26 protein-coding genes are annotated in these 24,223 nt (G+C 38.4%); 12 read left to right on the forward strand and 14 right to left on the reverse strand.

Going from position 1 to position 24,223, the window contains the following annotated elements; genetic code table 11:
* Window positions 1-18 precede the first annotated feature (18 nt).
* From murC to gshB, 3 genes are all read right to left on the reverse strand, one after another.
* Entirely contained in the window at window positions 19-1,467 is a 1,449-nt protein-coding gene (gene murC, locus I9192_RS20990; protein ID WP_004826079.1) for a UDP-N-acetylmuramate--L-alanine ligase, read from the reverse strand.
* Between the two features lie 13 nt (window positions 1,468-1,480).
* Window positions 1,481-2,578, reverse strand: coding sequence for an undecaprenyldiphospho-muramoylpentapeptide beta-N-acetylglucosaminyltransferase (gene murG / locus I9192_RS20995; RefSeq protein ID WP_010590909.1), 1,098 nt, complete (start codon window positions 2,576-2,578; stop codon window positions 1,481-1,483).
* Between the two features lie 321 nt (window positions 2,579-2,899).
* Window positions 2,900-3,844 (reverse strand): glutathione synthase, encoded by a 945-nt coding sequence (gshB, locus tag I9192_RS21000; RefSeq protein ID WP_005035167.1) that lies wholly within the window; start codon window positions 3,842-3,844, stop codon window positions 2,900-2,902.
* Between the two features lie 307 nt (window positions 3,845-4,151).
* Between gshB and I9192_RS21005 the strand changes: the two genes are divergently transcribed.
* Genes I9192_RS21005 through I9192_RS21020 form a run of 4 tightly spaced genes read left to right on the forward strand, consistent with a single transcriptional unit; the run spans window position 4,152 to window position 7,073 of the window.
* Window positions 4,152-5,408 carry a transposase gene (locus I9192_RS21005; RefSeq protein WP_005034183.1) on the forward strand — a complete coding sequence of 419 codons (1,257 nt, stop codon included), beginning with the start codon at window positions 4,152-4,154 and terminating at the stop codon, window positions 5,406-5,408.
* Window positions 5,409-5,600, forward strand: a complete 192-nt coding sequence (locus I9192_RS21010; RefSeq protein ID WP_051084258.1) for a DUF3565 domain-containing protein — start codon at window positions 5,409-5,411, stop codon at window positions 5,598-5,600.
* Window positions 5,601-5,633: 33 nt separating this feature from the next.
* Window positions 5,634-6,329 (forward strand): class I SAM-dependent DNA methyltransferase, encoded by a 696-nt coding sequence (locus tag I9192_RS21015; protein ID WP_004826071.1) that lies wholly within the window; start codon window positions 5,634-5,636, stop codon window positions 6,327-6,329.
* Window positions 6,330-6,353: 24 nt separating this feature from the next.
* Window positions 6,354-7,073: a VanW family protein gene (locus I9192_RS21020; RefSeq protein WP_005035164.1), complete on the forward strand. Its 720-nt coding sequence runs from the start codon at window positions 6,354-6,356 to the stop codon at window positions 7,071-7,073.
* A 190-nt stretch (window positions 7,074-7,263) separates the two neighbouring features.
* On the opposite strand, the gene I9192_RS21025 is transcribed toward I9192_RS21020, so the two are convergent.
* Together I9192_RS21025 and pyrE are read right to left on the reverse strand one after the other, a co-directional pair.
* Window positions 7,264-7,797 carry a hypothetical protein gene (locus I9192_RS21025; protein ID WP_004826067.1) on the reverse strand — a complete coding sequence of 178 codons (534 nt, stop codon included), beginning with the start codon at window positions 7,795-7,797 and terminating at the stop codon, window positions 7,264-7,266.
* A gap of 75 nt (window positions 7,798-7,872) precedes the next feature.
* Window positions 7,873-8,523 (reverse strand): orotate phosphoribosyltransferase, encoded by a 651-nt coding sequence (gene pyrE / locus I9192_RS21030; protein WP_004826066.1) that lies wholly within the window; start codon window positions 8,521-8,523, stop codon window positions 7,873-7,875.
* A 40-nt stretch (window positions 8,524-8,563) separates the two neighbouring features.
* On the opposite strand from pyrE, the gene I9192_RS21035 reads away from it, so the two are divergent.
* Both I9192_RS21035 and I9192_RS21040 read left to right on the forward strand, forming a co-directional pair.
* Window positions 8,564-9,382, forward strand: a complete 819-nt coding sequence (locus I9192_RS21035) for an exodeoxyribonuclease III (protein WP_004826064.1) — start codon at window positions 8,564-8,566, stop codon at window positions 9,380-9,382.
* Window positions 9,383-9,884: 502 nt separating this feature from the next.
* Window positions 9,885-10,241 (forward strand): Spx/MgsR family RNA polymerase-binding regulatory protein, encoded by a 357-nt coding sequence (locus tag I9192_RS21040; protein WP_004826062.1) that lies wholly within the window; start codon window positions 9,885-9,887, stop codon window positions 10,239-10,241.
* Window positions 10,242-10,312: 71 nt separating this feature from the next.
* Here I9192_RS21040 and I9192_RS21045 read toward each other — a convergent pair whose 3' ends face one another.
* On the reverse strand, window positions 10,313-10,744 hold the full coding sequence (locus I9192_RS21045; RefSeq protein WP_004826060.1) for a DUF2147 domain-containing protein: 432 nt from the start codon (window positions 10,742-10,744) through the stop codon (window positions 10,313-10,315).
* A gap of 159 nt (window positions 10,745-10,903) precedes the next feature.
* Between I9192_RS21045 and I9192_RS21050 the strand changes: the two genes are divergently transcribed.
* The 3 genes from I9192_RS21050 (at window position 10,904) to I9192_RS21060 (ending at window position 14,454) form a co-directional block, all read left to right on the forward strand.
* Window positions 10,904-11,812 (forward strand): alpha/beta hydrolase, encoded by a 909-nt coding sequence (locus I9192_RS21050; RefSeq protein ID WP_004826058.1) that lies wholly within the window; start codon window positions 10,904-10,906, stop codon window positions 11,810-11,812.
* Between the two features lie 674 nt (window positions 11,813-12,486).
* Window positions 12,487-13,092 (forward strand): GGDEF domain-containing protein, encoded by a 606-nt coding sequence (locus I9192_RS21055; protein ID WP_005035160.1) that lies wholly within the window; start codon window positions 12,487-12,489, stop codon window positions 13,090-13,092.
* Window positions 13,093-13,266: 174 nt separating this feature from the next.
* Window positions 13,267-14,454 (forward strand): GGDEF domain-containing protein, encoded by a 1,188-nt coding sequence (locus tag I9192_RS21060; protein ID WP_005035157.1) that lies wholly within the window; start codon window positions 13,267-13,269, stop codon window positions 14,452-14,454.
* Between the two features lie 9 nt (window positions 14,455-14,463).
* On the opposite strand, the gene I9192_RS21065 is transcribed toward I9192_RS21060, so the two are convergent.
* From I9192_RS21065 to I9192_RS21080, 4 genes are all read right to left on the reverse strand, one after another.
* Window positions 14,464-15,147, reverse strand: a complete 684-nt coding sequence (locus I9192_RS21065; protein WP_200150023.1) for a glutathione S-transferase family protein — start codon at window positions 15,145-15,147, stop codon at window positions 14,464-14,466.
* Window positions 15,148-15,275: 128 nt separating this feature from the next.
* Complete coding sequence (locus I9192_RS21070) at window positions 15,276-16,043, reverse strand: transporter (protein ID WP_005035152.1); 768 nt, start codon at window positions 16,041-16,043, stop codon at window positions 15,276-15,278.
* A 15-nt stretch (window positions 16,044-16,058) separates the two neighbouring features.
* Entirely contained in the window at window positions 16,059-16,601 is a 543-nt protein-coding gene (locus I9192_RS21075; RefSeq protein ID WP_005035149.1) for an ankyrin repeat domain-containing protein, read from the reverse strand.
* A 176-nt stretch (window positions 16,602-16,777) separates the two neighbouring features.
* Window positions 16,778-17,131, reverse strand: a complete 354-nt coding sequence (locus I9192_RS21080; RefSeq protein ID WP_004826046.1) for an HPF/RaiA family ribosome-associated protein — start codon at window positions 17,129-17,131, stop codon at window positions 16,778-16,780.
* 499 nt (window positions 17,132-17,630) lie between these two features.
* Between I9192_RS21080 and I9192_RS21085 the strand changes: the two genes are divergently transcribed.
* The 3 genes from I9192_RS21085 (at window position 17,631) to I9192_RS21095 (ending at window position 19,886) form a co-directional block, all read left to right on the forward strand.
* Window positions 17,631-18,353, forward strand: a complete 723-nt coding sequence (locus I9192_RS21085; protein WP_004826043.1) for an outer membrane protein OmpK — start codon at window positions 17,631-17,633, stop codon at window positions 18,351-18,353.
* A gap of 111 nt (window positions 18,354-18,464) precedes the next feature.
* Window positions 18,465-18,983 carry a GNAT family N-acetyltransferase gene (locus I9192_RS21090; protein WP_005035146.1) on the forward strand — a complete coding sequence of 173 codons (519 nt, stop codon included), beginning with the start codon at window positions 18,465-18,467 and terminating at the stop codon, window positions 18,981-18,983.
* A gap of 162 nt (window positions 18,984-19,145) precedes the next feature.
* On the forward strand, window positions 19,146-19,886 hold the full coding sequence (locus tag I9192_RS21095) for a hypothetical protein (protein WP_005035144.1): 741 nt from the start codon (window positions 19,146-19,148) through the stop codon (window positions 19,884-19,886).
* A 63-nt stretch (window positions 19,887-19,949) separates the two neighbouring features.
* Here the strand turns inward: I9192_RS21095 and urtE are convergent, their stop codons facing one another.
* From urtE to urtB, 4 genes are read right to left on the reverse strand one after another with little or no spacing between them, the layout of a single operon-like run.
* A complete protein-coding gene (gene urtE, locus I9192_RS21100) occupies window positions 19,950-20,648 on the reverse strand; it encodes an urea ABC transporter ATP-binding subunit UrtE (RefSeq protein WP_005035141.1) in 699 nt (232 codons plus the stop codon).
* Window positions 20,649-20,661: 13 nt separating this feature from the next.
* On the reverse strand, window positions 20,662-21,498 hold the full coding sequence (urtD, locus tag I9192_RS21105) for an urea ABC transporter ATP-binding protein UrtD (protein ID WP_004826035.1): 837 nt from the start codon (window positions 21,496-21,498) through the stop codon (window positions 20,662-20,664).
* The gene (gene urtC, locus I9192_RS21110) at window positions 21,498-22,568 is read right to left on the reverse strand and encodes an urea ABC transporter permease subunit UrtC (RefSeq protein WP_005035138.1); all 1,071 of its coding nucleotides are present in this window, start codon (window positions 22,566-22,568) and stop codon (window positions 21,498-21,500) included. The genes urtD and urtC overlap by 1 nt, the downstream gene beginning before the upstream one ends.
* A gap of 4 nt (window positions 22,569-22,572) precedes the next feature.
* Window positions 22,573-24,222 carry an urea ABC transporter permease subunit UrtB gene (gene urtB, locus I9192_RS21115; protein WP_005035136.1) on the reverse strand — a complete coding sequence of 550 codons (1,650 nt, stop codon included), beginning with the start codon at window positions 24,220-24,222 and terminating at the stop codon, window positions 22,573-22,575.
* Window position 24,223 lies beyond the last annotated feature (1 nt).

Raw genomic sequence — 24,223 nt, forward strand, 5'->3', positions numbered from 1 at the left:
TAAACAAAGCCAAATCAATTATTTTAAATACAGTTGGTTTTGAGCCAATTCTACAGAAATTGCTCCCACGTTACCTGCACCTTGTGTTAATAACAAGTCATTCGCTTGTAACACTTTTTGTATCACGTTCTGCAAATTACCTTCTACAGGGTCAATTAAAATCGGTTCAACTTCACCACGCAAACGAATACTACGTGCCAAAGAGCGACTATCTGCCCCAACAATTGGCTTCTCACCTGCAGGATATACTTCTAATAATAACAATTGGTCGACTTGTGACAACACATCGACAAAATCATCAAAACAATCACGGGTACGACTAAAACGATGCGGTTGGAACATCATGACTAAACGACGATCTGGATGACTCGCTCGAGCGGCTTTAATCGTTGCCTCTACTTCTTTTGGATGATGACCATAATCATCTACCAGTTTCACGGTGCCTTCATCGAGTGGATATTCGCCTTGAACTTGAAAACGGCGCCCTACCCCACTGAAGCTTTCTAATGCGCGTGCAATCGCCGCATCTGATACACCTTCATCAGTGGCAATACCAATCGCAGCCAATGCATTGAGAATATTGTGTAAACCAGGAAGGTTAATTGTTAGTCGTAAAGGTTCACGTCCTTTACGCAATACGGTGAAGCTTGACTGCATACCCGTTTGGTCAATGTCAATCGCACGGATATCATTATCTTCATTGAAACCATAGGTCACCACAGGGCGACCAATCCGTGGCATGATTTCACGAATATTGGCATCATCGCCACACACCACAGCCAAACCATAGAACGGCATTTTTTGTAAGAACTTCACGAAAGTATCTTTCAATACATCAAAACTACCGCCATAAGTGTCCATATGGTCTGCATCGATATTGGTGACAATCGCAGCCATTGGTTCTAAATGAAGGAATGAAGCATCTGATTCATCGGCTTCAGCAACGATAAAACGACTTGCTCCCAATGCAGCATTCACGCCTGTGCGATTTAACAAACCACCAATCACATAGGTTGGGTCCATGTTTTCTTCTGCCAACATACAAGTAACCAAACTTGTCGTTGTAGTTTTACCATGTGTACCAGCAACAGCAATACCATGACGATAGCGCATTAACTCACCCAGCATTTCAGCACGACGTACCACAGGGATACGATTTTCAATTGCTGCTTTGACTTCTAGGTTTTCAGGATCAATTGCTGTGGATACCACCAGTACATTTGCACCTTTGATATTGTCTTCTGCATGCCCAATAAAAACTTTAATACCATTCTCTTCAAGCTGTACTGTCGTTTTGGATGCTTTAATGTCAGAACCAGAAACTTTATAACCTTGGTTTTTTAATACTTCTGCAATACCACACATACCTGCACCACCAATACCCACAAAATGGATATGCTTAATACGGCGCATTTCTGGAATTTTAATCAGGTTCTTTGCTTTATCAGCTGGGCTTGTTGGAGACATAATCAACTCTAACTTACAAATCTTGAATTAAACCAACCACACGTTGTGTCGCATCTGGTTGAGCTTGTTGACGGGCTTTAACTGCCATTTCCATCAATAACTGACGGTTCATCAACGGCGTGAGTAAATCTTTTAGGGAATCTGGTGTCATGGTACTTTGTGGACAAATTTTCGCAGCACCCGTTTTTTCCAAAAATTTGGCATTGGCAGTTTGGTGATCGTCCACGGCACTTGGCAATGGAACAAATATCGCCGCCACACCTGCTGTTGCTACCTCAGTCACTGTTAGCGCTCCTGCACGGCAGATAATTAAATCTGCATTGCTGTAAGCCTGTGCCATATCCTCGATAAATTGTTGAACCTCAACCTGCATATTATCGGGAGCATTGGCATATAACGCTTGGGTAGTATCTTGTTTATTTTGACCACATTGATGAAATATGTTTAATGGCACATTGAGCTGTTTCAAAGCTTCAGGCAAACATTCATTCAATGCCTGCGCTCCCAAAGAGCCACCGACAATTAAAATATGTAATGGTTCATGCGCATTTTCTCGTTCTTTATAACGAAAAGATGGATTGTAAATCCCCGTAATCTCTGCACGTACAGGATTTCCAGTCGTCACAATCTTCGCACTTTGGGGGAATGTATTTGGGAAAGCTTCACATACCGTTGTAGCAATTCGTGATAATTGGGTATTGGTAAACCCTGCAACAGCATTTTGTTCGTGGATCAGAATTGGAATCCCCAATAAGCGTGCAGCTAAACCGCCTGGACCTGCCACATAACCACCGAAACCGGCAACAGCATCAACTTTGAGCTGTTTCATATAACGCATCGCGCTTAAGGTTGCTTTTAAAATTTTAAAGGGCGCAGCCAGTTTACGTACAATTCCGTTCCCGCGTACACCTTGAATATCAATTTGATAAATTGGAATATCGTGTTGTTTTAAAAGTCGGTTTTCCATACCTGTTGGTGTTGCCAACCAAGACACTTGGCTGCCTTGTTGCTGCAATTCTTTTGCAACTGCCAGTGCAGGAAATACATGTCCGCCTGTACCCGCCGCCATCATCATGACGTGTTTCGGTGTGCTTTGCTGAGGTTTGGTCACGGTCTAATTCTTCAATGCAAAAATAAATGTTTAACGAATATTTTAAACAACCAATTGTAATCACAATCCGCTATGGGGAAAAGTTTATTTACTTTTTTTCACCAAGCCTTTCATTGTTTTTTTCTACTGTTTTGAAAGTTTAAACTACTTTTGTCATTAATCTGCTAAAAAAAGTAGAATTCAATGTTATTTTTTTTATTTTTGCATGATTTATCCAGTTCAACCCAAAAAAATAGAGTCTGTCTAGACTCTATTTTTTAGCATCATTTAAAAATAAATCGATCATCTCACTATAAAATGTCATTCCACTAAATATGATGTTTAAGCAGATTTACCCGCCTCCAGTACATCAAACAGATCATCTGCGATTGAAGTACCAAATTGAGTATCGATCTCACGGATACAGGTTGGGCTGGTCACATTGATCTCAGTAACATAATTACCAATCACATCCAAGCCAACAAAGACCAGACCTTTTGCTTTTAAAAATGGACCAACTTTTGCAGCAATGGCTTTATCATTTTCTGTTAATGGACGCGCTTCACCTAAACCGCCAGCAGCTAAATTTCCGCGTACTTCGCCATTTTGTGGAATACGCGCCAAACAATAAGGTACTGGTTCACCATTGATCATTAAAATGCGTTTATCGCCCTCTACAATTTCAGGAATGTAGCGTTGCGCCATAATCGGTTGTGTACCATTTTCAGTTAAAATTTCGATGGTTGAACCAATGTTTACCCCATCTTGGTATAAACGAAAAATCCCCATTCCCCCCATACCATCTAAAGGCTTAACGATCACATCACCATGTTCCTTTAAGAATTCACGAATTAAACGCTGTTGTGAGCTGACTAAGGTTGGTACTTGTAAATCAGGAAATTGTGTTGCGAAAAGTTTTTCATTGCAGTCACGTAAACTTTGTGGTTTGTTGATGATCCACGCACCTTCCCGTTCTGCCTGCTCTAAAATATACGTGGTATAAACAAAGTTCATGTCAAAAGGTGGGTCTTTACGCATCAACACCACATCATAAGCAGCGATAGACTCTTTGGTTTTTTCACCCAACTCATAATAATGACTGTAGTCTTCAAAAACTTTAAGGGGTGAAATCAAACCAAATGCTTTGCCTTGATCAATATATAAATCTTGTTGCAATGCATAACCCAATTCATGTCCACGACGTGATGCAGCCCACAGCATCGCCATAGTTGAGTCTTTTTTGAGGTTTACACTTTCGATGGGATCCATCACAACAAGTACACGCATTTTGATACTCTGATAAATTTTTGGATTGCATGCAGTATAGCGGAGATTATGCCGTTCTTTTTCGAAATTTCGCTAAACTATTGGCAATAATTGTGAATAAGACCATCAAAATGTTGCAAACTATCCTTGGTTTTGAAATAGATGAAGAATATCATTATGTTGCTTTGCTTTCTTGTGGGCACCGCCACATATGCGCCGAGTTAAGAGTTAAAGCATTGGAAAACATTAATAAATTTGTGATGATGGTGTGGCAGATATTAACCTCTTACTGTGAATATTTACCAACAACCATCATTAAGTCACAATCATGAATGTATTTGAACAATTAATGCAAGCCCTTCCTACTCATTTTTCCGAACTCGCTTACCAACATGAAGCATTTCAACGCATTAGAAAAATCAAAAGCCCTGAAGAACTTTTTCAAATTATCATGTTGTATTGTGTACACGATTTATCATTGAAAAGCTGTGCAGGCGTGTTTGCTCAAACATATGGTCGTCTGTCCGATGATGCGATTAAAGAACGATTATGTAAGAGCATAAACTGGATTAAATCACTCATAATTCATATGTTTAAAATCACACACCGACAAAGTGACGACAGCTTACGTTTTGTAATCGTTGATAGTACAAGCATCCAAGAACGCGGTGCAGATGGAGCGACATATCGCTTACATACAGCAATGGACTTATGGAATTTATCTTTACTTGAAGTTGTACTCAGTACTCGTAAAGTCGCAGAAAGTTTACAACATCATAGGTTTGAGAAAGGAGATGTGGTGATTGCCGATCGTGGCTACAGTCGCACAAAAACCATCCTTCCTGTTGTTGATATGGGGGTAGAAATAGTGATTCGGTACAACCCAAATTCGATGCTGACTTATGAAAAAATAATAAAAAACGATCATATAGAGTTCAAACAAATAGATTGGCAAGAAAAATTAAATCAAAATTCTAATCAACCGCAAGTGATAGAAGCTTGGATGATAGGAGGAACGAAAACAGAGCAAAAATACTACAAAGTATATATTCATGCATTTCCTAGAAGTGAAGCAGACGCAGAGCAAGTACGTCGAAAAATTAAGAGGCAATCCAGTAAAAGGTGTGCAAAGAACCCACCAAAAGCGATCACATTGTATTTGGCTAATTGGATGTTGATCATCAGTACTTTGCCACCAACACGTCTTTCGGCAGAACAAATCAAGAATATTTACCAAGCACGTTGGCAGATTGAAATAGCATTTAAACGACTGAAAAGTATATTAAATATTGATAAGTTACGCGCTAAGAAAGGAAGTATGCTTGCAGAGGTTTATTTATTGGGTAAGTTACTCTATGCGGTCTTATTAGAAAAATTGATTGTGCAAAAATTTCCGCATACAACTTTATTTGAGTTTTGGAATGAACGTCCGTTAAGTCTTTGGCGACCACTCACTCTAATACAAAATCAAGTTAAAGCAGGTTTGATGGCATTGTTTCCGATGCGCTCTGAATTTACAGAGGATATACTTTATAGCCTGTCAGAACGCAGGCGAAAGCGGAAATTACAGTTTATGATCAAATGAATTTATGATGAAATTCAAATAATTGAAGAGTTATTATGGCTTAACTCGGCGCATATGGGGCACCGCCAACATATGCGCCATCTTCCGCCTTGGCAAAATCGACCTTGGGTGATGAGTGCACAAGGTCGTCAGGAAAAAATTGCAACGCCTATAGATTGTAAACAGTGTGATTTCCCCAAAAATAGTTTATAAATTAATTTATTCGCCGAATAAAAAGAGCTACCCATGTCGAATCATTCTGAATTAGAAATAAAAACCTACTACAACAAACTCGCTGAAGACTATGACAACAATCGTTTTAACAACAGTTATGGGCAGTATTTAGACCAACAGGAACGAGATTTTCTCAATCGAATACTTAAAACCATACCACCTGAGCAGTGTATGGATCTGGGTTGTGGTACAGGTCGTTTATTGGATTATGCCCATTATGGCGTGGATTTTAGCCCTGAAATGCTTAAAGTTGCTAAAGCAAAATATCCAAACAAAGACTTGCTCGAAGGTCGTTTAACTGAAATACCAATAGCTAACCATCGCTTAAACGCCATCTATAGCTTTCATGTGATCATGCATCAAGATCATGCAACCACCATCCAATTTTTAAATGAGGCACATCAAAAATTAAAATCAAAAGGTCAGCTTATTTTTGACTTTCCTTCCGCCAAGCGTAGACAAGTGGTCAAACACCAACAAGAAAACTGGCATGCAGGACATCAAATGACTTTGTCGGAAATTGAAAAAATTGCAGGCACCCAGTGGAAATTGATTGCCAGTCAGGGGTTCTTATTCTTCCCCATTCATCGTATTCCCAAACGCTTGCGTCCACTATTCAGAAGCTTGGATAATCTATTCTGCCGTTCATTTTTAAAAGAATATGCGTCTTACTTGGTTGTTGTTTTAGAAAAACAATCCTCTCTTTAACCTCACCCACTAGCATAACTCTACATGAAAAAATATTTACCTAAATCATGGAAATTACGTTATCAGCAGTTGCGAAGGTATAGCCGAGAACATCTATTTTCCTCAGCAAATTTTGCGTTGACACAACAAAATTTATGGCTATCGGAATACCAAATTTCAACGTCGCAGGAAATCAAATCGAATGCTTATTTCTCAAATAAAATCCACAATATTGATCTTGCCATCCAAACCTTAAATGGCGTGATCATTCAACCACAGCAGATTTTTTCATTTTGGCATTTGGTGAAAGCACCCACCTTAAAAAATGGCTATAAAGCAGGACGCAATCTAGTGAATGGGGTCATTTCAGAAGATCTTGGAGGTGGAATTTGCCAAATTTCGTCTTCACTCTATATCAGTGCATTAAAAGCTGGTTTAGTGATTGTAGAAAGGCATTCACATTCTATAGATATTTATCAAGAACATGAACGTTTTACACCTTTAGGCAGTGATGCCACTGTGGTCTATGGATACAAGGATTTGCAGTTTCAAAACAATCTCAACATTCCTCTTCAAATCCAAGTTTTAAGACAACACAATCAATTGATCACGCACTTGGTGAGTTTAGACGTTATTCAAGAATACACATTAAACTTCACCATTGAAGAGTTTCAGACACACCGTGTCGCCCATACCTTTCAAAATCAGAAACATATTGTTCAAAGTATTTATTTGCTCAATTCACATATGGATGATGAGAGATAATCTCTCTAGCTCATGCCAACACTTTATCTGTGCGAAATAGAGCCTTACAAGCAGTGAGAGGCTATGTGCGAGCTTAATCACACAGATAGAAATCCTTGCGTTGATCAAAAAAATCTTGTTTCAAATTAAAGAGCGTGATGCAGGACTGTCGTAGTCACAGCCCGATGCTTCTTTTCCTCTGTTTTTATTTTTAATTTTTTTCTTTAAATTGTTGTTGGTTATTTTCAATTAAATATTGATATGCAGTTTTTGGATTACGAGGCAAATCTAGTTTTACACGACAGGAAACTTCATTATCCCTTTCAAAAACAATAATTTCAGCATTTAATTCAATTGGGCGACCAATTTCAAAATCCGTTTGATCGAGACTCGCTCCGAATAATTCAGCGTATTTTGTTTCTAAATAGCCAATCGTGAAATCTTGTACCATCACTTTGATCGTATAATGTTGTCTTGGATATTCTGGTTCACGCTGTATGGATGATTTTCTGATATAGCTGTCATTTGACGGTCTTAACATCAGTTGGTTGATCAATTTTTTTTGCGCTTGCGCATTGATATTTAGAACCAGTTCAAACTGTTCTAAACCTTTCCACTGAAAAGGATATTGTCGAAAATAAATATCTCTTTCAAATTGGTATCGTTGCCAGCGTCGTTGGTCGATCTGTTTGGCAAAAATAATGCCTAATACAGCCACAACAACGATTATCACAAGAATTAACATTGAATATGGTACCTAATCCTTCATTGACCATAAAAATAAGGAGCTGATGCTCCTTATCTTATCTAATTTTTCAGCTTATATACCATATTTCACACGGTAAGCTTCCATTTTCGCTAAAGCATCTTTGTCGCCTTTCGCATCCAGATAATCCATCAAGTCTTTCATGGTAATTAAAGCATGAACTGGGATCTCAAGCTCTTTCTGAACTTCTTGAATCGCAGACAACTGACCTTGACCTTTTTCTTGGCGATCAAGTGCAACCAATACACCTGCAATTGTTGCACCTGCATTTTTAAGAATCGTGACAACTTCACGAATCGCAGTACCTGCGGTAATCACATCATCAATAATCCAAACTTTTTTGCCTTCAACTGAAGCACCCACCAAAACACCACCTTCACCATGATCTTTTGCTTCTTTGCGATTGAACCCCCAAGGTACACTCTGATTGTGAACTTGAGATAGCGCTACAGCAGTCGCAGCAACGAAAGGAATCCCCTTATACGCTGGTCCAAAAATTACTTCGACGTTGTTACATTGTGTTAATTTATCTGCATAACCTTGAGCTAAAAGCGATAATGCTTCACCATCGTTGAGTAAACCTGCATTAAAAAAATAAGGGCTCACACGACCTGATTTTAAAGTAAACTCACCAAATTTAAGCACACCACGTGATAATGCGAGTTCGATAAAAGCTTGTGGGTTAAACTGAGCTGGCGTTGACATGAGGTGCTCCAAAATTCATACATTGAGGTTATGACTGCGCATGATACCAAAGAGTAGCTATCCAAGTGATCAAAAAATTTTAAGAGTTGTCTCAATTAACGTAAATGGCTTACGTTCATCCGTCACCAAAGGCTTACTCGAATGGATGGAAAAGTCGGATGCCGACGTAATCTGTATCCAAGAAAGCCGCATTACACACGAGCAATGGACAGATAAATTTAAACCAGAGGGTTGGTTTACCCATCTGTTTCCTGCGCAAAAATCAGGTTATGCAGGTACTGCAATCTATAGTCGTTTGCCTTTTAAATCGATCAGCAATGGTCTAGGTTTTGAGCTTGCAGACAGTCAAGGTCGCTTTATCCAAGCTGAATTTGATCTTGGTTTAGATAAACCAGTACAAATTTGCTCATTGTATCTCCCTTCAGGTTCATCTGGTGATGAAGCTCAGGCGCGTAAAGACCATTTCTTAGAAGAATATGCAAAAATTTTAAAACAATGGCGTGATGAAGACAGATCAATCATTGTTTGTGGTGATTACAATATTGTGCATAAACGTATCGACATTAAAAATTGGTCGGGTAATCAAAAATCTTCGGGTTGCTTACCTCATGAACGTGCTTGGCTTGATCATATTTATGATGATTTAGGTTATGTCGACACCTTCCGAGAAGTACGTAAAGAAGCTGAACTATATTCTTGGTGGTCCAATCGCGGACAAGCTCGGGCAAAAAATGTCGGGTGGCGAATTGATTATCATGCTTGCTCACCTGACTGGAAAGAGCGTACCGTCAATGCTTGGGTGTATAAAGATGAATGGTATAGCGACCATGCTCCAGTGGTCATTGACTACAAAATTTAAGCCAATTTGAGTGGTTTTTATTCAAAATCCACTCAATAAGTTTACAAGTGTGCACTGAATATGCGGTAAAAACCTACAAAATTTGTCGTGTTATCGTATATTTTCTTCACTGCAATAAGCGCATTATACCTTCCACGGCACAGGGACATTGTCAGGATGACAGCAAAGGGATAGGACGCCGTAGGACGAAAAGAAATAAATATGTTGAATATTTATTTTGCAAGGATGTGACATTGGACGTTGTAATGAGACCCGCATAATCAGGATGATTAGATGCGGGTTTTCTCTTTTTTATTTTTGCTTTTTTGTTTTTGAGTTATTTTAAAAATCTTTTATCTCAGTCGATCTCATGCCAACTTAATCAAAAGATTAATCCTACTATATTAATTTTTTATGACAGAACACCCTCTGCTTTAAAATATTTTATCTATTCTATACAGTCTAGATCGACAATTTTGTTACTCTTTCAGTTAAATCACACAATTGTAAGTTAGGTTAAGACATGTTGAAAATTTACGGGATCAAAAATTGTAACTCAATGAAGAAAGCTTTTGATTTGCTCACAACACTTGGCTTGAGTTATGAGTTTCATGATTATAAGAAGCAAGGTATCGACAAAGATACGGTTCAGTTATGGCTAGATCGCTTAGGAAAAGATGTGGTGCTGAATAAAAAGGGGACAACATGGAAAAAACTCAGTGAACAAGAGCAACAGCTTGCCTTATCCAGTGATCAAAATTTAATTGATGCACTCACAACCCATACCAGTTTAATTAAACGTCCTGTGATTGAACAGAATGGTCAATTTGTGGTGGGTTATGATGAAGACCAAATTAGAGCCTTAAAAACTGCTGTATAAACGTTCTACGCTAAACTATAAAAAAGCCTGATCGATTGATCAGGCTTTTTTAGATGATAGAAACGTCCGTCTTAGTTTGCACGTACCCATGTTTGGTTACGACCTAAAGCCGAGATGCCCATATAGCCACGTAACTTTAATTGATTCCCAGCGAGTTCGCCTTTCAGTTTATAGGTTTTGCCATTTTTAGGATCAAGAATCGTACCATTGTCATAACTCTTACCACCGACATTTTGTAGTCCGTGAACAATGGTCACGCCTTTCAATGATTTATTGTGATAAGGTCCTTCACATTTGCTGCACGAGTTTTCTTCACCTGGTGTTAAAACACTTTGGATCGTTGCCGTCAATGTTCCATTTTTTTGTTCAGTGAATTTTACAATTGCCTTTGGTTGTTTCGTCGTATCATCAATTGTTTTCCAAACTGTTCCATTGAGTGGATCTGCAGCGTTTGCAAGAACTGTTGCCGATAATACGCCTAATGCGAGTACAATTTTTTTCATTGTTTTGTTTTCCCTAGTCTAATTGACAATCTATAGTATCAAAAACTTGCGTCAATTAAGCAATTCTTCTATGTGACTATATAGTGTACCCTTGTAACAAATGTTGGTAAATCAACAAAAATAAAGTCGAAAATTTAACAATATGGAATAAACGTGAAGATGAACTCAGCCCTGAAACAATATCTTACAGAATCTATTCTTAAATCCAGCTTCAAATTTCCAAGTCGCTTTAATCTTCCTCCTGCTACAGCGCGCTTTGCGATAGAGCAACTTGCACGCGTTTTCCCACAACGTAAAGATGTACAAATACGTCCTTTACGGATTGCAGGGATTCGAGCAGAAGAGATCAAACCTCAAGCACAATCAACTCAAATGATTCTACATATCCATGGTGGCGCTTTTTTTGTAGGATCGCTTAAAACGCATCGTGCTTTTCTTTCCGAAGTTGCAGCACGAACACAAATGCAAGTGCTACATCTGGATTATCCTCTCGCACCTGAGAATAAGTTCCCTGAAGCGGGTGACGCCATTTATGATGTTTATCAACAACTTTTGGATCAAGGCATTCAACCCAAAGACATCATCATTTCAGGTGATTCTTGTGGTGCAAATTTAGCTCTGGCATTAGCGTTAAGAATTAAAGCAGAAAATAAACAACAACTTCCAAGCGCATTAATCCTGATGTCTCCATTTCTAGACTTAACGCTCACAGGAGAGTCTTTGCGTTATAACCAAAAGCATGATGCACTGCTGTCTATAGAAGCGCTTGAATCTGGCATTGATTTTTATGTTCCGAAACATCTAGATCGTTCTTTGCCAGCGCTATCCCCAATTTTTGGCGATTTTGAAGGTCTTCCTCCAACACTTGTACAAATTGGTTCCAAAGAAATTTTGCTTTCGGATGCACAACGTTTTGAAGAAAAAGCCAAAGAAGCAAATGTTCAGGTTAATTACAAACTCTACACCGGCATGTGGCACAATTTTCAGATGTTTAGCCCATGGTTTGAGGAAGCAAAGCAATCTTTAGCAGATCTCGCAGAATTTGCACATAAAATTGATCAAGATTAACCCTTAAACCCCTGCCTCAGACCAAAAACAACAGAGAATATGCAGAATTCACTGTTGTTTTTTTTATTTATATCAATCACGAAATTTAAGCCTTACCCAAACAGCTTCAACACTATTTTTATCGTCAATCTGCTTAAAAAAGTATACAGTAAAAATATAATTTCTATTGATCAATACAACCAATGCGATGAATATATTATTGAATGATTTAAAGTTTTCATTGCCATGCTTTATATTTAGAGTTTAAATAGATTTGCGTAGGTAATGAGACTCATTGCTCAACCATTTTTTGTTTAACCATATTCTTGCGCTGCAAACAAAGCAGTGCTTTGTTTTTTTATATCCCCCACACAACATGGCGATATCCATGCCTTCTCTCGATAGAAAGACCATCTATGATTCAAAAATACAAAAATAAATGAATTTCTAAACGCTTCTAATAATTTTTATAAAAGCCTGAAATATATTGAATATGCATGATTGAAATCAAATTACTCGTATCAATAATCAGATGGTTTGACTATATTGTTAAATTTTACTGCAAAATTAGTCACCCTTTTATAAATTATGTTTATATTCATCAATTATTTACATCAACTTAAATTTGAGTTTGGCTGAATAAATTGCTACATTCTCAGAATCACACAATAAAAATCCAAGCACGGATGGATTAAATGATGCGTAATAAAATTTATTCTGAAAGACGGCGTAAAATTCACTCATTATTCAATCAAGTGTTGAAACACTCTTTTATTGCCAAGCTTATTCACAAAAACCAAGTCAATCATGATTTAGAAATTGACTCACAAACAGGCATATATAACCAATTTGCCATTAATAGCTATTTAAAAGAATTGCACCCACAAAGTGAATCTTATTATGGGATTATTTTGCTGAGCGTCGATAATTTAAATACGATTAAAACTCAATATAATTTAAAGACAGCAAATAAAGCTTTGGCTGCGATTGCTAATGAACTATCACAAAATATCCGTGAAACAGACTTGATCGGTCGCTATAGTGAGTCCGAATTTATTTTAATTTTAAGTGATGTCAATCAAACGCAAGCGCAACAAATTGCATTGCGTTTAACAGATTTGATTAACAATCATGAGTTTAAAATTAACAACAAAGTCCTGTCGCTTAAAACCAGTTGTGGTGTCTCCGTCTCGGGACGAGACAGTATGAGCAGTACAGTCTTACAACAGGCTGATGAAGCACTCTACATGGCAAAAAACAATCGCCATCAATTTTATTCAAGTACAGGAGTTCAATCTTAACAAAACGTTTTTAAATCATCGAAGCACTGTTTTTAATGTGTGTATTTTTATAAAAAATTTTTAACAAATCATGCATAATAATGTTTTGTTAACATAAATTTTAGTCATTATAATTTAGAAAATGTGATCAATATACAATGATGACTGACTAACAGAATAGAGGAATAAATATGGATGGCAGAATCAAATTTAGGCATTAATCTTTTTTTTAAAAAACTGAAAACACAATTTGATTCAAACATCATTATGAATTGGAGCAGTTTGCATAAGTGTATTCTGATTCTCATCCTCACTATGGCGCTGCATCTCTCCTGGATTGCATGGAAAGTTTTTATCCTTTTGACCCCAGAAACTTGGCAATGGGTCAATATCAGCTTGATTCAATCGCAGTTGATGGTCAATCTTGGTTCAACACTACTGCTTTTTTTTCTGATCCTATTTTGTTATTTTTTCCAACATAAAACATGGGCGAACACCATCTTACCCCATATCGTCATCAGTATTTTTATTATGTTAATGCTCACTGATGGTTTTTTAGTCGGAATTTATAGCCCTGCAACAGTATTTGCATTCGTGTGTATTTCAGGTTTGGGGCTCATTTTATTCAATCGAAAAATTATTTATATTCAACTCATCACGGCCCTAGTGATTTATATTTCAATGATGTTCTTTACCTATTGGCACATCATTCCTTATGCACCCATCTTTAGCATACGCATATTAGAGAATAATCGTCATGACAATCTGTTCTGGGTAGGAACGATGTTGTATTTTATTATCCCCATTTTAATGGTGTGTTTAATTTTATGTGAAATTTTATTGTCACAGTGGCGACATAGAGAGTCTTTAATCAAAAAACTCAGCGAAACGGATCCACTCACCAATTTATATAATCGTCGTTTTTTTAATGAAAAACTCGATGCAATGCAAAGCAAAAAAACCCACTATGCCATTATTTTAATTGATATTGATCATTTTAAAGATATCAATGACTTATATGGGCACCACTTTGGTGATGAAGCATTATGCCAAGTTGCCAAACTGCTCTCTTCACAAATTCGCCATTCCGATATCGTGGCGCGGTATGGTGGTGAAGAATTTATTATTGCTTTACCTGACACCACATTGGACAGCGCTCAAGCATTTGCTGAACGTTGTCGATTGGCGATCCAAAATCAAGTCATTGAGTCACTTGATCATCATTATGTGCAACTGACTGCAAGTTTCGGGATTGCCACCTCTATAGATGATGACAATATCAGTAAAATTATTCATCTGGCAGACAAAGCATTATATCGCGCAAAACAATCTGGGCGTAATCAAGTGCACTTGTATCACGCGCCGATCAATGAAATCGCTTAACTTTGGTATTTAGTCAGACAATGTTCGATATTGTTCTTCACATGCCACAAATCTAAACTCAGCCTGTGCTTCAGCAATCCATTGTTGCACCGCTGGTACAGTCAACATTTTTTGAATATAGCGTTCACTGTTGTCTGTTACAGGAATTCCATAGGTCATAAAACGCATTACCACTGGCGCATAAAATGCATCCACAATACTAAAACGCTCCCCACATAAGAAACCATCCAACTGTGGACGTTCCGACCACAGTTGTACAATACGATGCACATCTTGCTGTAGCGCTGGATGATCTTGCCAAAGTTTTAAACCAATATCTTTTAAATCCGCATCAATATTCATACCACATGTACTGCGTAGCGCAGTAAAGCTACTGTGCATCTCCGCAGACATCGACCGAGCCCGTGCGCGCTGTTTGATCTCTTGTGGCCATAACTGTTTTTCAGGAAACTTCTCAGCAAGATATTCACAAATCGCCAAGGAGTCCCAAATTAAAAAGCCATCATCAACCAGAGCAGGCACTTTGCCTGTAGGATTAATTTTTAAAATACTTTGCTTAAATTGACTATCCATGTCGAAGTGATCAAACGGGATTAAACGCTCCTTGAACGGAATGTTAAAATGTTGAATCACAAGCCAAGGACGCATAGACCAACTTGAATAGTTTTTATCACCAATAAAGAGTTCTAACATTTTTATCCTCCTCTATTTATTTACATTTTAAAAAGAGCATAACCAAGTTTTTGCCTATCTAAAAGCATAAAAACTCAGCAACAAAAAAAGGAGCAGTTTAACTGCTCCTTTTTTCTGAATGGTCTGGTTTAGAATAAATAGGAAATACCAAAACCTGCTTTATAGCTACGATCGCGACCGTTTAAATCAACACCGACACTGCCATCAAGCTGAGTGCGTTCATTCACAGCATAGATCAAACCTGAACCTAGACCATATTCATAATTTTTGCTTTCAGTTTTTGAATAAACGAATTCAGAAAAACCTGAAAGATTGCCTGCAATTTTATAGCCTATTGTAGGAATAGCTGTGACTGACCAATGACCATCTTGCACCGCATAGTCCATAGTGATACCCGTATTAACCAAATCGTTATACTGGTAAGCTAAAGATGTTCCAATACTGTAAATATCGTCTTCTTCAGAAAAACCTTCATTGCCCGTTGCAATCAATGCTTTTGCCAAGATCGCCATAGACAACTTATCATCTTTTAAATCAATGGCTTTTTTAATCCCAATAGAAACATCACCCAAACCAGAGTCATCGTCTTTCACGCCTCTATACTTGGTTTGTGTCCAAGCTGGACCTTGCCAACCTAACTGCAATTCCATACTTGAGGTTAAACCTGTACGAAGTAGCATATCGCCATTGAGGGTTACAGTTTTTGCTTTTGCGCCATCTACTCGGGTTTCAGTGTAGGTTGCACTTGGTAGACCTTGCTCCCAAGCCAACTGACCTACTGGAGTAATTCCTGTTCCAAAACCTGATCCAGGACGATCAAAAGAAAATTCTGCTGCCATTGCGCTTATACTTAGGCTCGAAGCAAGGGCTAATGTGATTCTATTTAAAATTGCCATATGAAGACTCAAAATTTAAGGTAATTCTTTGGACATTTTCGCACCGCGACTACGTAGTAACTCTAAAGATTCTTTCTCTTCAGGTAAAGCCTGAGACCAATCTATTTGATCAAATTCACAATCAAAAAACAAATCACTGATCGATGACAAAATGGTTTTACCTTCATCATCTTTGGTATTAGGATCAACTTTATGATCTAACAGCTTTTGAATTACCGGCACACACGCTGCGCTTGCTGCATCCCATAAAGGACCATAACACTCTTCTGCATCCCATAAATAAAAATTTGCTTTAGCATCAATCAAAGCATTTAAAATGTCTAAATGTGGTTGTAAATCTTGAGCTTTTTGTTCCGCACTTAGGGGCTGCCCTGCTTCATAAGCATCACAGATTTTTTCCCACCATTTAAATAATCCATCTGACCAGATAGATACTGCTGGACCTTTTTCTGGCTCCATAAAGTTAGGGTCAAACCCATCTGCGAGCAAACGTTTCACTTGAGCAAGGTCTAAATCTTCTAAAGCCTGTATAAAGACTTGTTGTTGTGCTGATAACATTTTGATCTCACTATTCTATTCCTATCAACATTATGACGAATATTTTAAAAATAGCTTTGAAAAAATTTAATACTTCATTTTTTTGGTTTAAATGGCATTTATTGTTAACTTATGACAAAGTGCATCGCATTTTTTGTTTTGATTCATAAAAAAAGGCCCTAAGGCCTTTTTTCTACTCATGCTTCATCCGCATCTGCAAGTTCTAACTTACCACCACGTGGATTTTCAGTTTTCTCCAAAACATGCTCTAAGCTACGTTTTACGCGATCGATCGCACCATGTAACGAGAGATCTATATTTTTAGCTCGATGTTTTACCACCACCGGTTTTAGACCTGCTGCTTTCACTTCGATCATACATTGAATATCATCATCCCCACCTTTGTCCCCATTTTCATCACTGATATGAACTGAAAATTGGGTAATACGCTCACTATGACGTTGGAATTCTTGATTTAGCTCGTCGCGTACATAAGTAATTAAACGATCACTATTTCTAATATTTTTATCTGTACGGATTTCAATATTCATAAAAAAACCTCTTTTTTCATCTAAAACAGTGCAAAACTTATATTTTTGGCTCATTCAAAGCCTACTGTTTAAAACAGCTTTTCACCTTCAATAAATTGGAACCTTAACTCCTCTATTGCAAAGATGAACACTTTTAATGATCTGCAGATAGGTGTTCTTATATCTTCAATATCAGGCTATATTGAAAAATATGCAAGCGGATTTTTAACTTTTTTATGAAAACAATATGAAAAATGACATCTTGTTACTTTACTTTATAATTTAATGATTTTTTTAAATTTTTTAGCATTAATCCTGAGTAAATTAATCAACTCTATATAAAAGGATGATGATTGCGTGAATATAAAAGTTCATTTTCTAATTTATTTTTAGATTCACTTTTTCAACACACTTCCCTACTTGATGTTTACATATTTATTTACATTCCATCTATTTTTAGCTTTATTTTTATCGCGGAATCTGTATCCTTGAAGCGCTTTTCTTGGGGGAAAGATTTTTCATGAAACTTACACATCTCGCTGCGATTTGTGCAATCGCTTCAACTGCAACTATGGCTCAAGCTGCGCCAGTTTGGCAAGATTTTAGTATTACCGGTCTTTATGGTGAAAACTATGAATTAACGCCAGATGAAAAACAATCTACAATTACGTTTGAGTATGCAGCAAAGCTAAAATACGGCGATTTTTTTGCATTTGCAGACCGTACTAACAGTGGTGGTCAATCAGACACTTATTTTGAAGTTTCACCACGCCTCAGTTTAGGTGCAGTTTCAGGGAAAAAACTTGAACTTGGTCCAATCAAAGATGTATTGATCGCAACCACTTGGGAAGGTGGTAAAGATATGAACAACTACCTCTATGGTGTTGGCGTAGATTTAGCGATTCCATATTTCCAATATGCACAATTAAACTTCTACCGTGCCAATAACGAAATCCAAGAAGATGACTATCAATTGACATTCACTTATGGAATTCCATTCAAAATTGCTTCTGAAGAATTCTTAGTAGATGGTTTCCTAGATTGGTCAACTGCAGAAAAAGATCAAGTTGCTCACTCAAGTGAATTAAACTGGACAACACAATGGAAATGGAATGCTGGTAAACACATTTCTCCAGATACTCGCCTATATCTTGGTGTTGAACATTCTGTATGGCATAACAAATATGGCGTTCCTGGCAAAGATGAAAATAACGTCAGCGCACTTGTGAAATATCACTTTTAATTGATCGTCTAGGTATTGATAAAAAAGCAGGGGTTCAACCTTGCTTTTTTATTGCCCTTAAAAATAAATCTTTTTAAAATAAACAGACAAATTTTCTTTTGATCGACATTCATGAATTTTCAGATCCGCCCTGCGAAAACCTCAGACCTGACTGAGATCATGCATATTTATAATCAAGAAATTAAAACAGGTTTAGCCACTTGGAATAGTCAATTAAAAACCTTAGAAGATTATCAACAATGGTTTTTAGAACTGGAACAAAATCGATTCCCCGTGTTTGTGGCAGAAGAAACCTCTACTCACGCGATTGCAGGTTATGCCGATTATGCGAGTTTCAGAGCAATCAATGGCTATAAACAAACTGTAGAGCATTCTGTTTATATTGATCCAAGCTATGCACGGCAAGGACTGGGTAAACGCCTCATGATCAAACTCATTGAACATGCACAACAACAAGGCATACATGTCATGGTTGCTGCAATCGATCACGAAAATGCAGCATCAATCTATCTACATCAGCAACTCGGATTCATCCAAACTGGCTATATGCCTCAGGTTGGTCAGAAATTTGGCATGTGGCGTGATTTGGTGTGGATGCAACTTAATTTTGATGAAGCATTAAGCATGTGAAATTAAAAAATAAGTTTCTTGCAAATTAAATATATCTCTATAGCCAAAGCGCTTGATTAGAATTGGATGTTAATTCAAGATGAAAAATCACACATTTTGTTTTTGGCTTTTCCAAAATCTGTTGTATAACAATGAATAATATTGCCTACTTTCTGAGCATCTATGAATAAAATTATAATCAGCCTACTGGCACCATTGGCTCTGATCCTTCATACATCAAGTTACGCTGCTGACTATGTTGACCCAAATGTCAAACAAGGGTGTGCCAAACTTAGTCAATATCGTAAATTGGGACAAAAATTTTACGACCAGAAAAACTATAAAAAGGCACTTGATCAGTTTCAAAAGCAAGCATCATGGAGCGATTTTTGTCAGTCGGTTGGTCAAGAAGAGACTGGCGTCCAAGTTTCAGACAATGACATCGACATTGCCAATAATAATGTGGGTTTAACCTATAGCAAACTCAATCAACCCTTATGGGCAAGAGCATGGTTTCAAATTAAACCCACAAAAACCAGTCAATTTAATTTAAAAAAGTTAGCAGTCCCTCAAGCAAATAGTGACTTTACCGGAGAATATGTCAGTTATGCTGGTTTTGGTGAGTGGAATCGGGTTAATGTTAAAAAGCGTGATCAGAAATATCACATCGAATTCACTGGTTTATGGATGGGACCTCGAAGCCTAATTTATGGTCCTAATATTGGTGAGTTTGAAACAGAAATGCCTCTTCAAGCGAAGAAAGCAAGCTATCGTTATAAAAATTGTCGAATTGCCATCAATTTTACTTATAGCCCGTCTTTAGGAAATTTTATTGAAGTGGAACAATTAACTGAACAGACCGATTGTGGCTTTGGTATGAATGTTTCATCAACGGGCTATTATCAGAAAGTTGAACCTCGATAATATAGGGCTTAATCCCCACCTCTCTTCACTTAGGGAGGTGGGCAAAATGTTTTCTAGATTTTGTTAAATGGCAACTAAATCTCGAATCCCCTTTTCAGGCATTTCTTCACCAATACCTTGTGCCACCACCTGCCCACGTGCCATCACCGTATAATTATCCGCCAACTCCTCAGCAAAATCATAAAATTGCTCGACCAATACAATCGCCATTTCTCCACGATCCGCTAATTTTCGAATCACTCGTCCAATGTCTTTGATAATTGAGGGTTGAATACCTTCCGTAGGCTCATCTAAGATCAACACTTTAGGTTCGGAAGCCAAAGCACGTGCGATGGCTAATTGTTGTTGCTGTCCTCCTGATAAATCGCCCCCACGGCGATGTTTCATTTCATCGAGAACTGGAAAAATTTCATATAAGTGCTCAGGAACTTTACGGGTTTTTGCGCCAGAAAATTTTGCCATGCCGATCAAAATATTTTCCTCCACAGTCAGCGTAGAAAAAATATCCCGCCCTTGTGGAACATAAGCCAACCCTGCTCTCACCCGTTGTTCAGGATTCATTTTGGCAATATCTTGACCATCTAGAAGAATCTGTCCTGACTTAATTGGTAAGATCCCCATCAAACATTTTAATAAGGTGGTTTTTCCTACACCATTTCTGCCCAAAACCACCGAGCATTCACCGATTGGCGCATTGAGGCTAACATCACGGAGAATATGACTTCCGCCATAAAATTGATTGATGTTTTTAACTTCCAACATAATACGTCCCCCCTTAGCGCCCTAAATACTTTTCAATCACGTCTTCATTCGCCTGAACTTCTGCCAATGTGCCTTCGGCGAGTATTGCACCTTGTGCAAGCACGGTGACTTTTTCACTAATGGTATCGATAAAGCTCATATCATGTTCAACCACCAACAAAGTATGATTCTTTTTTAACTCCAAACATAATTCAGCAGTACGCTCGGTTTCTGCATCGGTCATGCCTGCAACAGGCTCATCTAGCAGAATCAGTTTTGGGCGTTGCATTAATAGCATCCCGATTTCAAGCCACTGCTTTTGCCCATGTGACAATAAACCTGCTGGCTTTTGAATAAACTCTTGTAAACGAATTTGCTGCAAAGATTCATCTAATGCCAACTGTGCATCAGGGCTTAATTTGCTGAAGAAACTTTTTTTCACCGTTTTATCTTTAGGTGCAGCAAGGAGCAGATTTTCCATGACCGTAAAATTTTCAAATACAGTCGGTTTTTGAAACTTACGACCAATCCCAGCTTCAGCAATTTGCTCGGTACTCATTTTGGCTAAATCATAGTTTTGACCAAAAAAAGCCGAACCCTCTGTTGGACGTGTTTTGCCTGTGATGACATCCATCAAGGTGGTTTTGCCAGCACCATTTGGACCAATGATGCAGCGTAATTCACCTTCTTCAATATAAAGAGACAAATCATTTAAGGCACGAAAGGAATCAAACCACACACTGACTTTTTCTAAATACAGTGCAATACCATGGCTAAAATCGGCGCCTTCGGCTTTAGGGCGACCGTAACCTTCACCAATTTGACCACCATGTTGAGCATTTAAACCTAAGTCTGATAACAGTGCTGACATTAGTGATCTCCTTTTTTGAAACGTTCAAATAACCCGATCACACCTTTCGGGAGGAAAATAGTCACAACAATAAACAATGCACCTAGAATCAATAACCATGCTTCTGGATAGGCAACTGTAAAATAGGTTTTTACCCCATTAATTAATCCTGCACCGAGAATCGGACCAATCAGAGTACCCCGTCCACCTGCGGCAACCCAGACAGCCATTTCAATTGAATTGACAGGGTTCATTTCGCTTGGATTAATAATGCCTGCTTGCGGTACATACAATGCACCTGCAATTCCAGCAATAACTGCTGAAATGACCCATGCAGATAACTTATACCAAAGTGTTCGATAACCTAGATATTGCAAACGGTTTTCACTGTCACGGATCGCACCCAGTACTCGACCATAAGGTTTATTCATTAAACTGCGTAAACCTATAAAGCTCAGGAGTAATACCACAGCCGTCAGGAAGCATAAGCTAGCTCGCATAGAAGCGGAGGTAATATCCATTCCGAGAATCGTTTTGAAACCAGTAAAACCATTGTTGCCACCAAACCCTGTCTCATTGCGGAAAAATAACAATGCTGCTGCAAAGGTCATGGCTTGGGTAATAATTGAAAAATACACCCCTTTGATTTTGGAACGAAAAGCAAAAAATCCGAAAATAAAGGCAATTACACCTGGGACTAAAACAACCAACACCAAGGCCCAAACAAAATGTTGAGTCCCAACCCAATACCAAGGCAATTCAGTCCAACTGAGAAACCGCATAAAATCGGGAAGTTGATCCCCTGCCGACTCTCGCATCAAGTACATACCAAAAGCATATCCGCCCAAAGCAAAGTAAAGCCCATGCCCCAGACTTAGAATGCCGGCATAACCCCACACCAAATCCAACGCCAGTGCGACCAAAGCCAAGCACATGATTTTGCCAATCAAAGTGACCCAATACGCTGAAAGATGTAGACTTGAATCCTGTGGCAGTACATGGAACCACGGTAAAATCAGCATCACTGCAAAGCATATTGCGATCGCGATTGCACTGTAGGGTTTATCTGAAAGTAATGCAGTGATTTTCATATATTTACTCCACAAAACGACCTTTGATGGCAAATAAACCTTGTGGACGTTTTTGAATAAACAAAATCACAAGCACCAAGAGAATAATTTTAGCCAGCACAGCACCCATGCCGATTTCGAGAATTGTTCCACTGACACCAAGTCCCAGCGCCGCCAAAACTGCTCCCCAAACCTGCCCGACGCCACCAACCACAACGACAAGGAAAGCATCAATAATGTAGTTTTGCCCCAAATCTGGACCGACATTACCTACTTGTGCCAAAGCACAGCCTGCAAGTCCTGCAAGCCCTGAACCTAAGCCAAATGCCATCATGTCGATACGTGCCGAGCGAATCCCGACAGCCCGTGCCATTTGACGATTTTGCGTGACTGCACGAACAAATAAGCCAAACCGAGTTTTATTGAGTAGATAGACCAGTAACAGCAGTACAGCAATGGTAAAGACGATAATCGCAATACGGTTGTATGGCAGCATTAAACTTGGTGTGATTGAAATACCGCCTGAAAGCCATGAAATATTTGATACTTCAACATTCTGAGCACCAAAGATCATTCGAACCAATTGCATCAAGATGAGACTTACACCAAAAGTTGCCAATAATGTTTCCAATTGACGACCATATAAAGGGCGAATCACGGTTCGTTCTATCAACATGCCAATCAAGGCACTAACAAGGAAAGCCGCAGGAATGGCAGCAATCAAATACCAATCCAGATATGCACCTAAATGTGTTTTAAAAAAGCTTTGCACCACATAAGTGGTGTAAGCACCGATCATGATCAACTCACCATGCGCCATGTTGATGACGCCCAGTAAGCCATAGGTAATCGCAAGCCCAAGAGCAGCAAGCAGTAAAATACTTGCCGTACTTAAACCTGAAAAAACATGTCCAGTCCATTCACTGACCTGGATTCGTGTTTTGATACTGCTTTGTGCACTGACCAATACTGATTTTAATTCTGGGTTTAAGTTTGGTTGTGTCAGCGCTTGTTCAACGATGGCTAAAACATCAGGGCGATTAGAATCTTTTAAGGTTTTTGCAGCTTGAATTTTGGTCAAAGTATCAGGGCTATTAAAATCCATTCTGGCCTTTAGCTGTGCTAAACGTGCTTTGACTTTATTATTGTTTTCATCTAGATAAAGCTGATTGATCATTTTTATATCCAGCTCATCTAAGTTGTTTTCTAGAATATCAATCGCGGCAAGACGCTGTGAAACATCTGTAGACTGTAATTTGATTTTTGCTTGAGCAAAGCTCAAGGCTTTGTGTAGGGTATTGACCAAAGTCACTTGATTTAAATCACCCGGCCAATCCGTTATTGCTTGCTCATCGGGATAACTGAATAATTTATCCCCCTCTTTCATCAAATAAGTATTGCCTGAACTATCGGTGTAGAGTTGATCTTTTTCAACATAAGCAACCAACTGGTCAAGTTGTTCAATACTGGCAGGCCATTGATTGAGCATTGCACGGCGACTGGCGAAATCTCCGCGTACAAATTGCTGAATTGCATCATCATGAGATGCAGCTTTTTGTGTGGTTAATGCAGCTCCCATTGGCGCTGTATGTGAGGATTCAGCAGAAATAGTTTGAATCAGGAACAACTGGGAAATCATAAAAAAAAGTGTTGCAAAACTTAGTCTGATCGACATA

The sequence above is a fragment of the Acinetobacter bereziniae genome, from assembly GCF_016576965.1.
Lineage (GTDB): Bacteria > Pseudomonadota > Gammaproteobacteria > Pseudomonadales > Moraxellaceae > Acinetobacter > Acinetobacter bereziniae.

What these genes read in the sequence shown, in the direction of transcription:
- murC (WP_004826079.1), bottom strand. Translation starts at nt 1,467, where the DNA reads ATGTCTCCAACAAGCCCAGCTGATAAAGCAAAGAACCTGATTAAAATT.
- gshB (WP_005035167.1), bottom strand. Translation starts at nt 3,844, where the DNA reads ATGCGTGTACTTGTTGTGATGGATCCCATCGAAAGTGTAAACCTCAAA.
- I9192_RS21005 (WP_005034183.1), top strand. Translation starts at nt 4,152, where the DNA reads ATGAATGTATTTGAACAATTAATGCAAGCCCTTCCTACTCATTTTTCC.
- I9192_RS21015 (WP_004826071.1), top strand. Translation starts at nt 5,634, where the DNA reads ATGTCGAATCATTCTGAATTAGAAATAAAAACCTACTACAACAAACTC.
- I9192_RS21020 (WP_005035164.1), top strand. Translation starts at nt 6,354, where the DNA reads ATGAAAAAATATTTACCTAAATCATGGAAATTACGTTATCAGCAGTTG.
- I9192_RS21025 (WP_004826067.1), bottom strand. Translation starts at nt 7,797, where the DNA reads ATGTTAATTCTTGTGATAATCGTTGTTGTGGCTGTATTAGGCATTATT.
- pyrE (WP_004826066.1), bottom strand. Translation starts at nt 8,523, where the DNA reads ATGTCAACGCCAGCTCAGTTTAACCCACAAGCTTTTATCGAACTCGCA.
- I9192_RS21035 (WP_004826064.1), top strand. Translation starts at nt 8,564, where the DNA reads ATGATACCAAAGAGTAGCTATCCAAGTGATCAAAAAATTTTAAGAGTT.
- I9192_RS21040 (WP_004826062.1), top strand. Translation starts at nt 9,885, where the DNA reads ATGTTGAAAATTTACGGGATCAAAAATTGTAACTCAATGAAGAAAGCT.
- I9192_RS21045 (WP_004826060.1), bottom strand. Translation starts at nt 10,744, where the DNA reads ATGAAAAAAATTGTACTCGCATTAGGCGTATTATCGGCAACAGTTCTT.
- I9192_RS21050 (WP_004826058.1), top strand. Translation starts at nt 10,904, where the DNA reads ATGAACTCAGCCCTGAAACAATATCTTACAGAATCTATTCTTAAATCC.
- I9192_RS21055 (WP_005035160.1), top strand. Translation starts at nt 12,487, where the DNA reads ATGATGCGTAATAAAATTTATTCTGAAAGACGGCGTAAAATTCACTCA.
- I9192_RS21060 (WP_005035157.1), top strand. Translation starts at nt 13,267, where the DNA reads ATGGCAGAATCAAATTTAGGCATTAATCTTTTTTTTAAAAAACTGAAA.
- I9192_RS21065 (WP_200150023.1), bottom strand. Translation starts at nt 15,147, where the DNA reads ATGTTAGAACTCTTTATTGGTGATAAAAACTATTCAAGTTGGTCTATG.
- I9192_RS21070 (WP_005035152.1), bottom strand. Translation starts at nt 16,043, where the DNA reads ATGGCAATTTTAAATAGAATCACATTAGCCCTTGCTTCGAGCCTAAGT.
- I9192_RS21075 (WP_005035149.1), bottom strand. Translation starts at nt 16,601, where the DNA reads ATGTTATCAGCACAACAACAAGTCTTTATACAGGCTTTAGAAGATTTA.
- I9192_RS21080 (WP_004826046.1), bottom strand. Translation starts at nt 17,131, where the DNA reads ATGAATATTGAAATCCGTACAGATAAAAATATTAGAAATAGTGATCGT.
- I9192_RS21085 (WP_004826043.1), top strand. Translation starts at nt 17,631, where the DNA reads ATGAAACTTACACATCTCGCTGCGATTTGTGCAATCGCTTCAACTGCA.
- I9192_RS21090 (WP_005035146.1), top strand. Translation starts at nt 18,465, where the DNA reads ATGAATTTTCAGATCCGCCCTGCGAAAACCTCAGACCTGACTGAGATC.
- I9192_RS21095 (WP_005035144.1), top strand. Translation starts at nt 19,146, where the DNA reads ATGAATAAAATTATAATCAGCCTACTGGCACCATTGGCTCTGATCCTT.
- urtE (WP_005035141.1), bottom strand. Translation starts at nt 20,648, where the DNA reads ATGTTGGAAGTTAAAAACATCAATCAATTTTATGGCGGAAGTCATATT.
- urtD (WP_004826035.1), bottom strand. Translation starts at nt 21,498, where the DNA reads ATGTCAGCACTGTTATCAGACTTAGGTTTAAATGCTCAACATGGTGGT.
- urtC (WP_005035138.1), bottom strand. Translation starts at nt 22,568, where the DNA reads ATGAAAATCACTGCATTACTTTCAGATAAACCCTACAGTGCAATCGCG.
- urtB (WP_005035136.1), bottom strand. Translation starts at nt 24,222, where the DNA reads ATGTCGATCAGACTAAGTTTTGCAACACTTTTTTTTATGATTTCCCAG.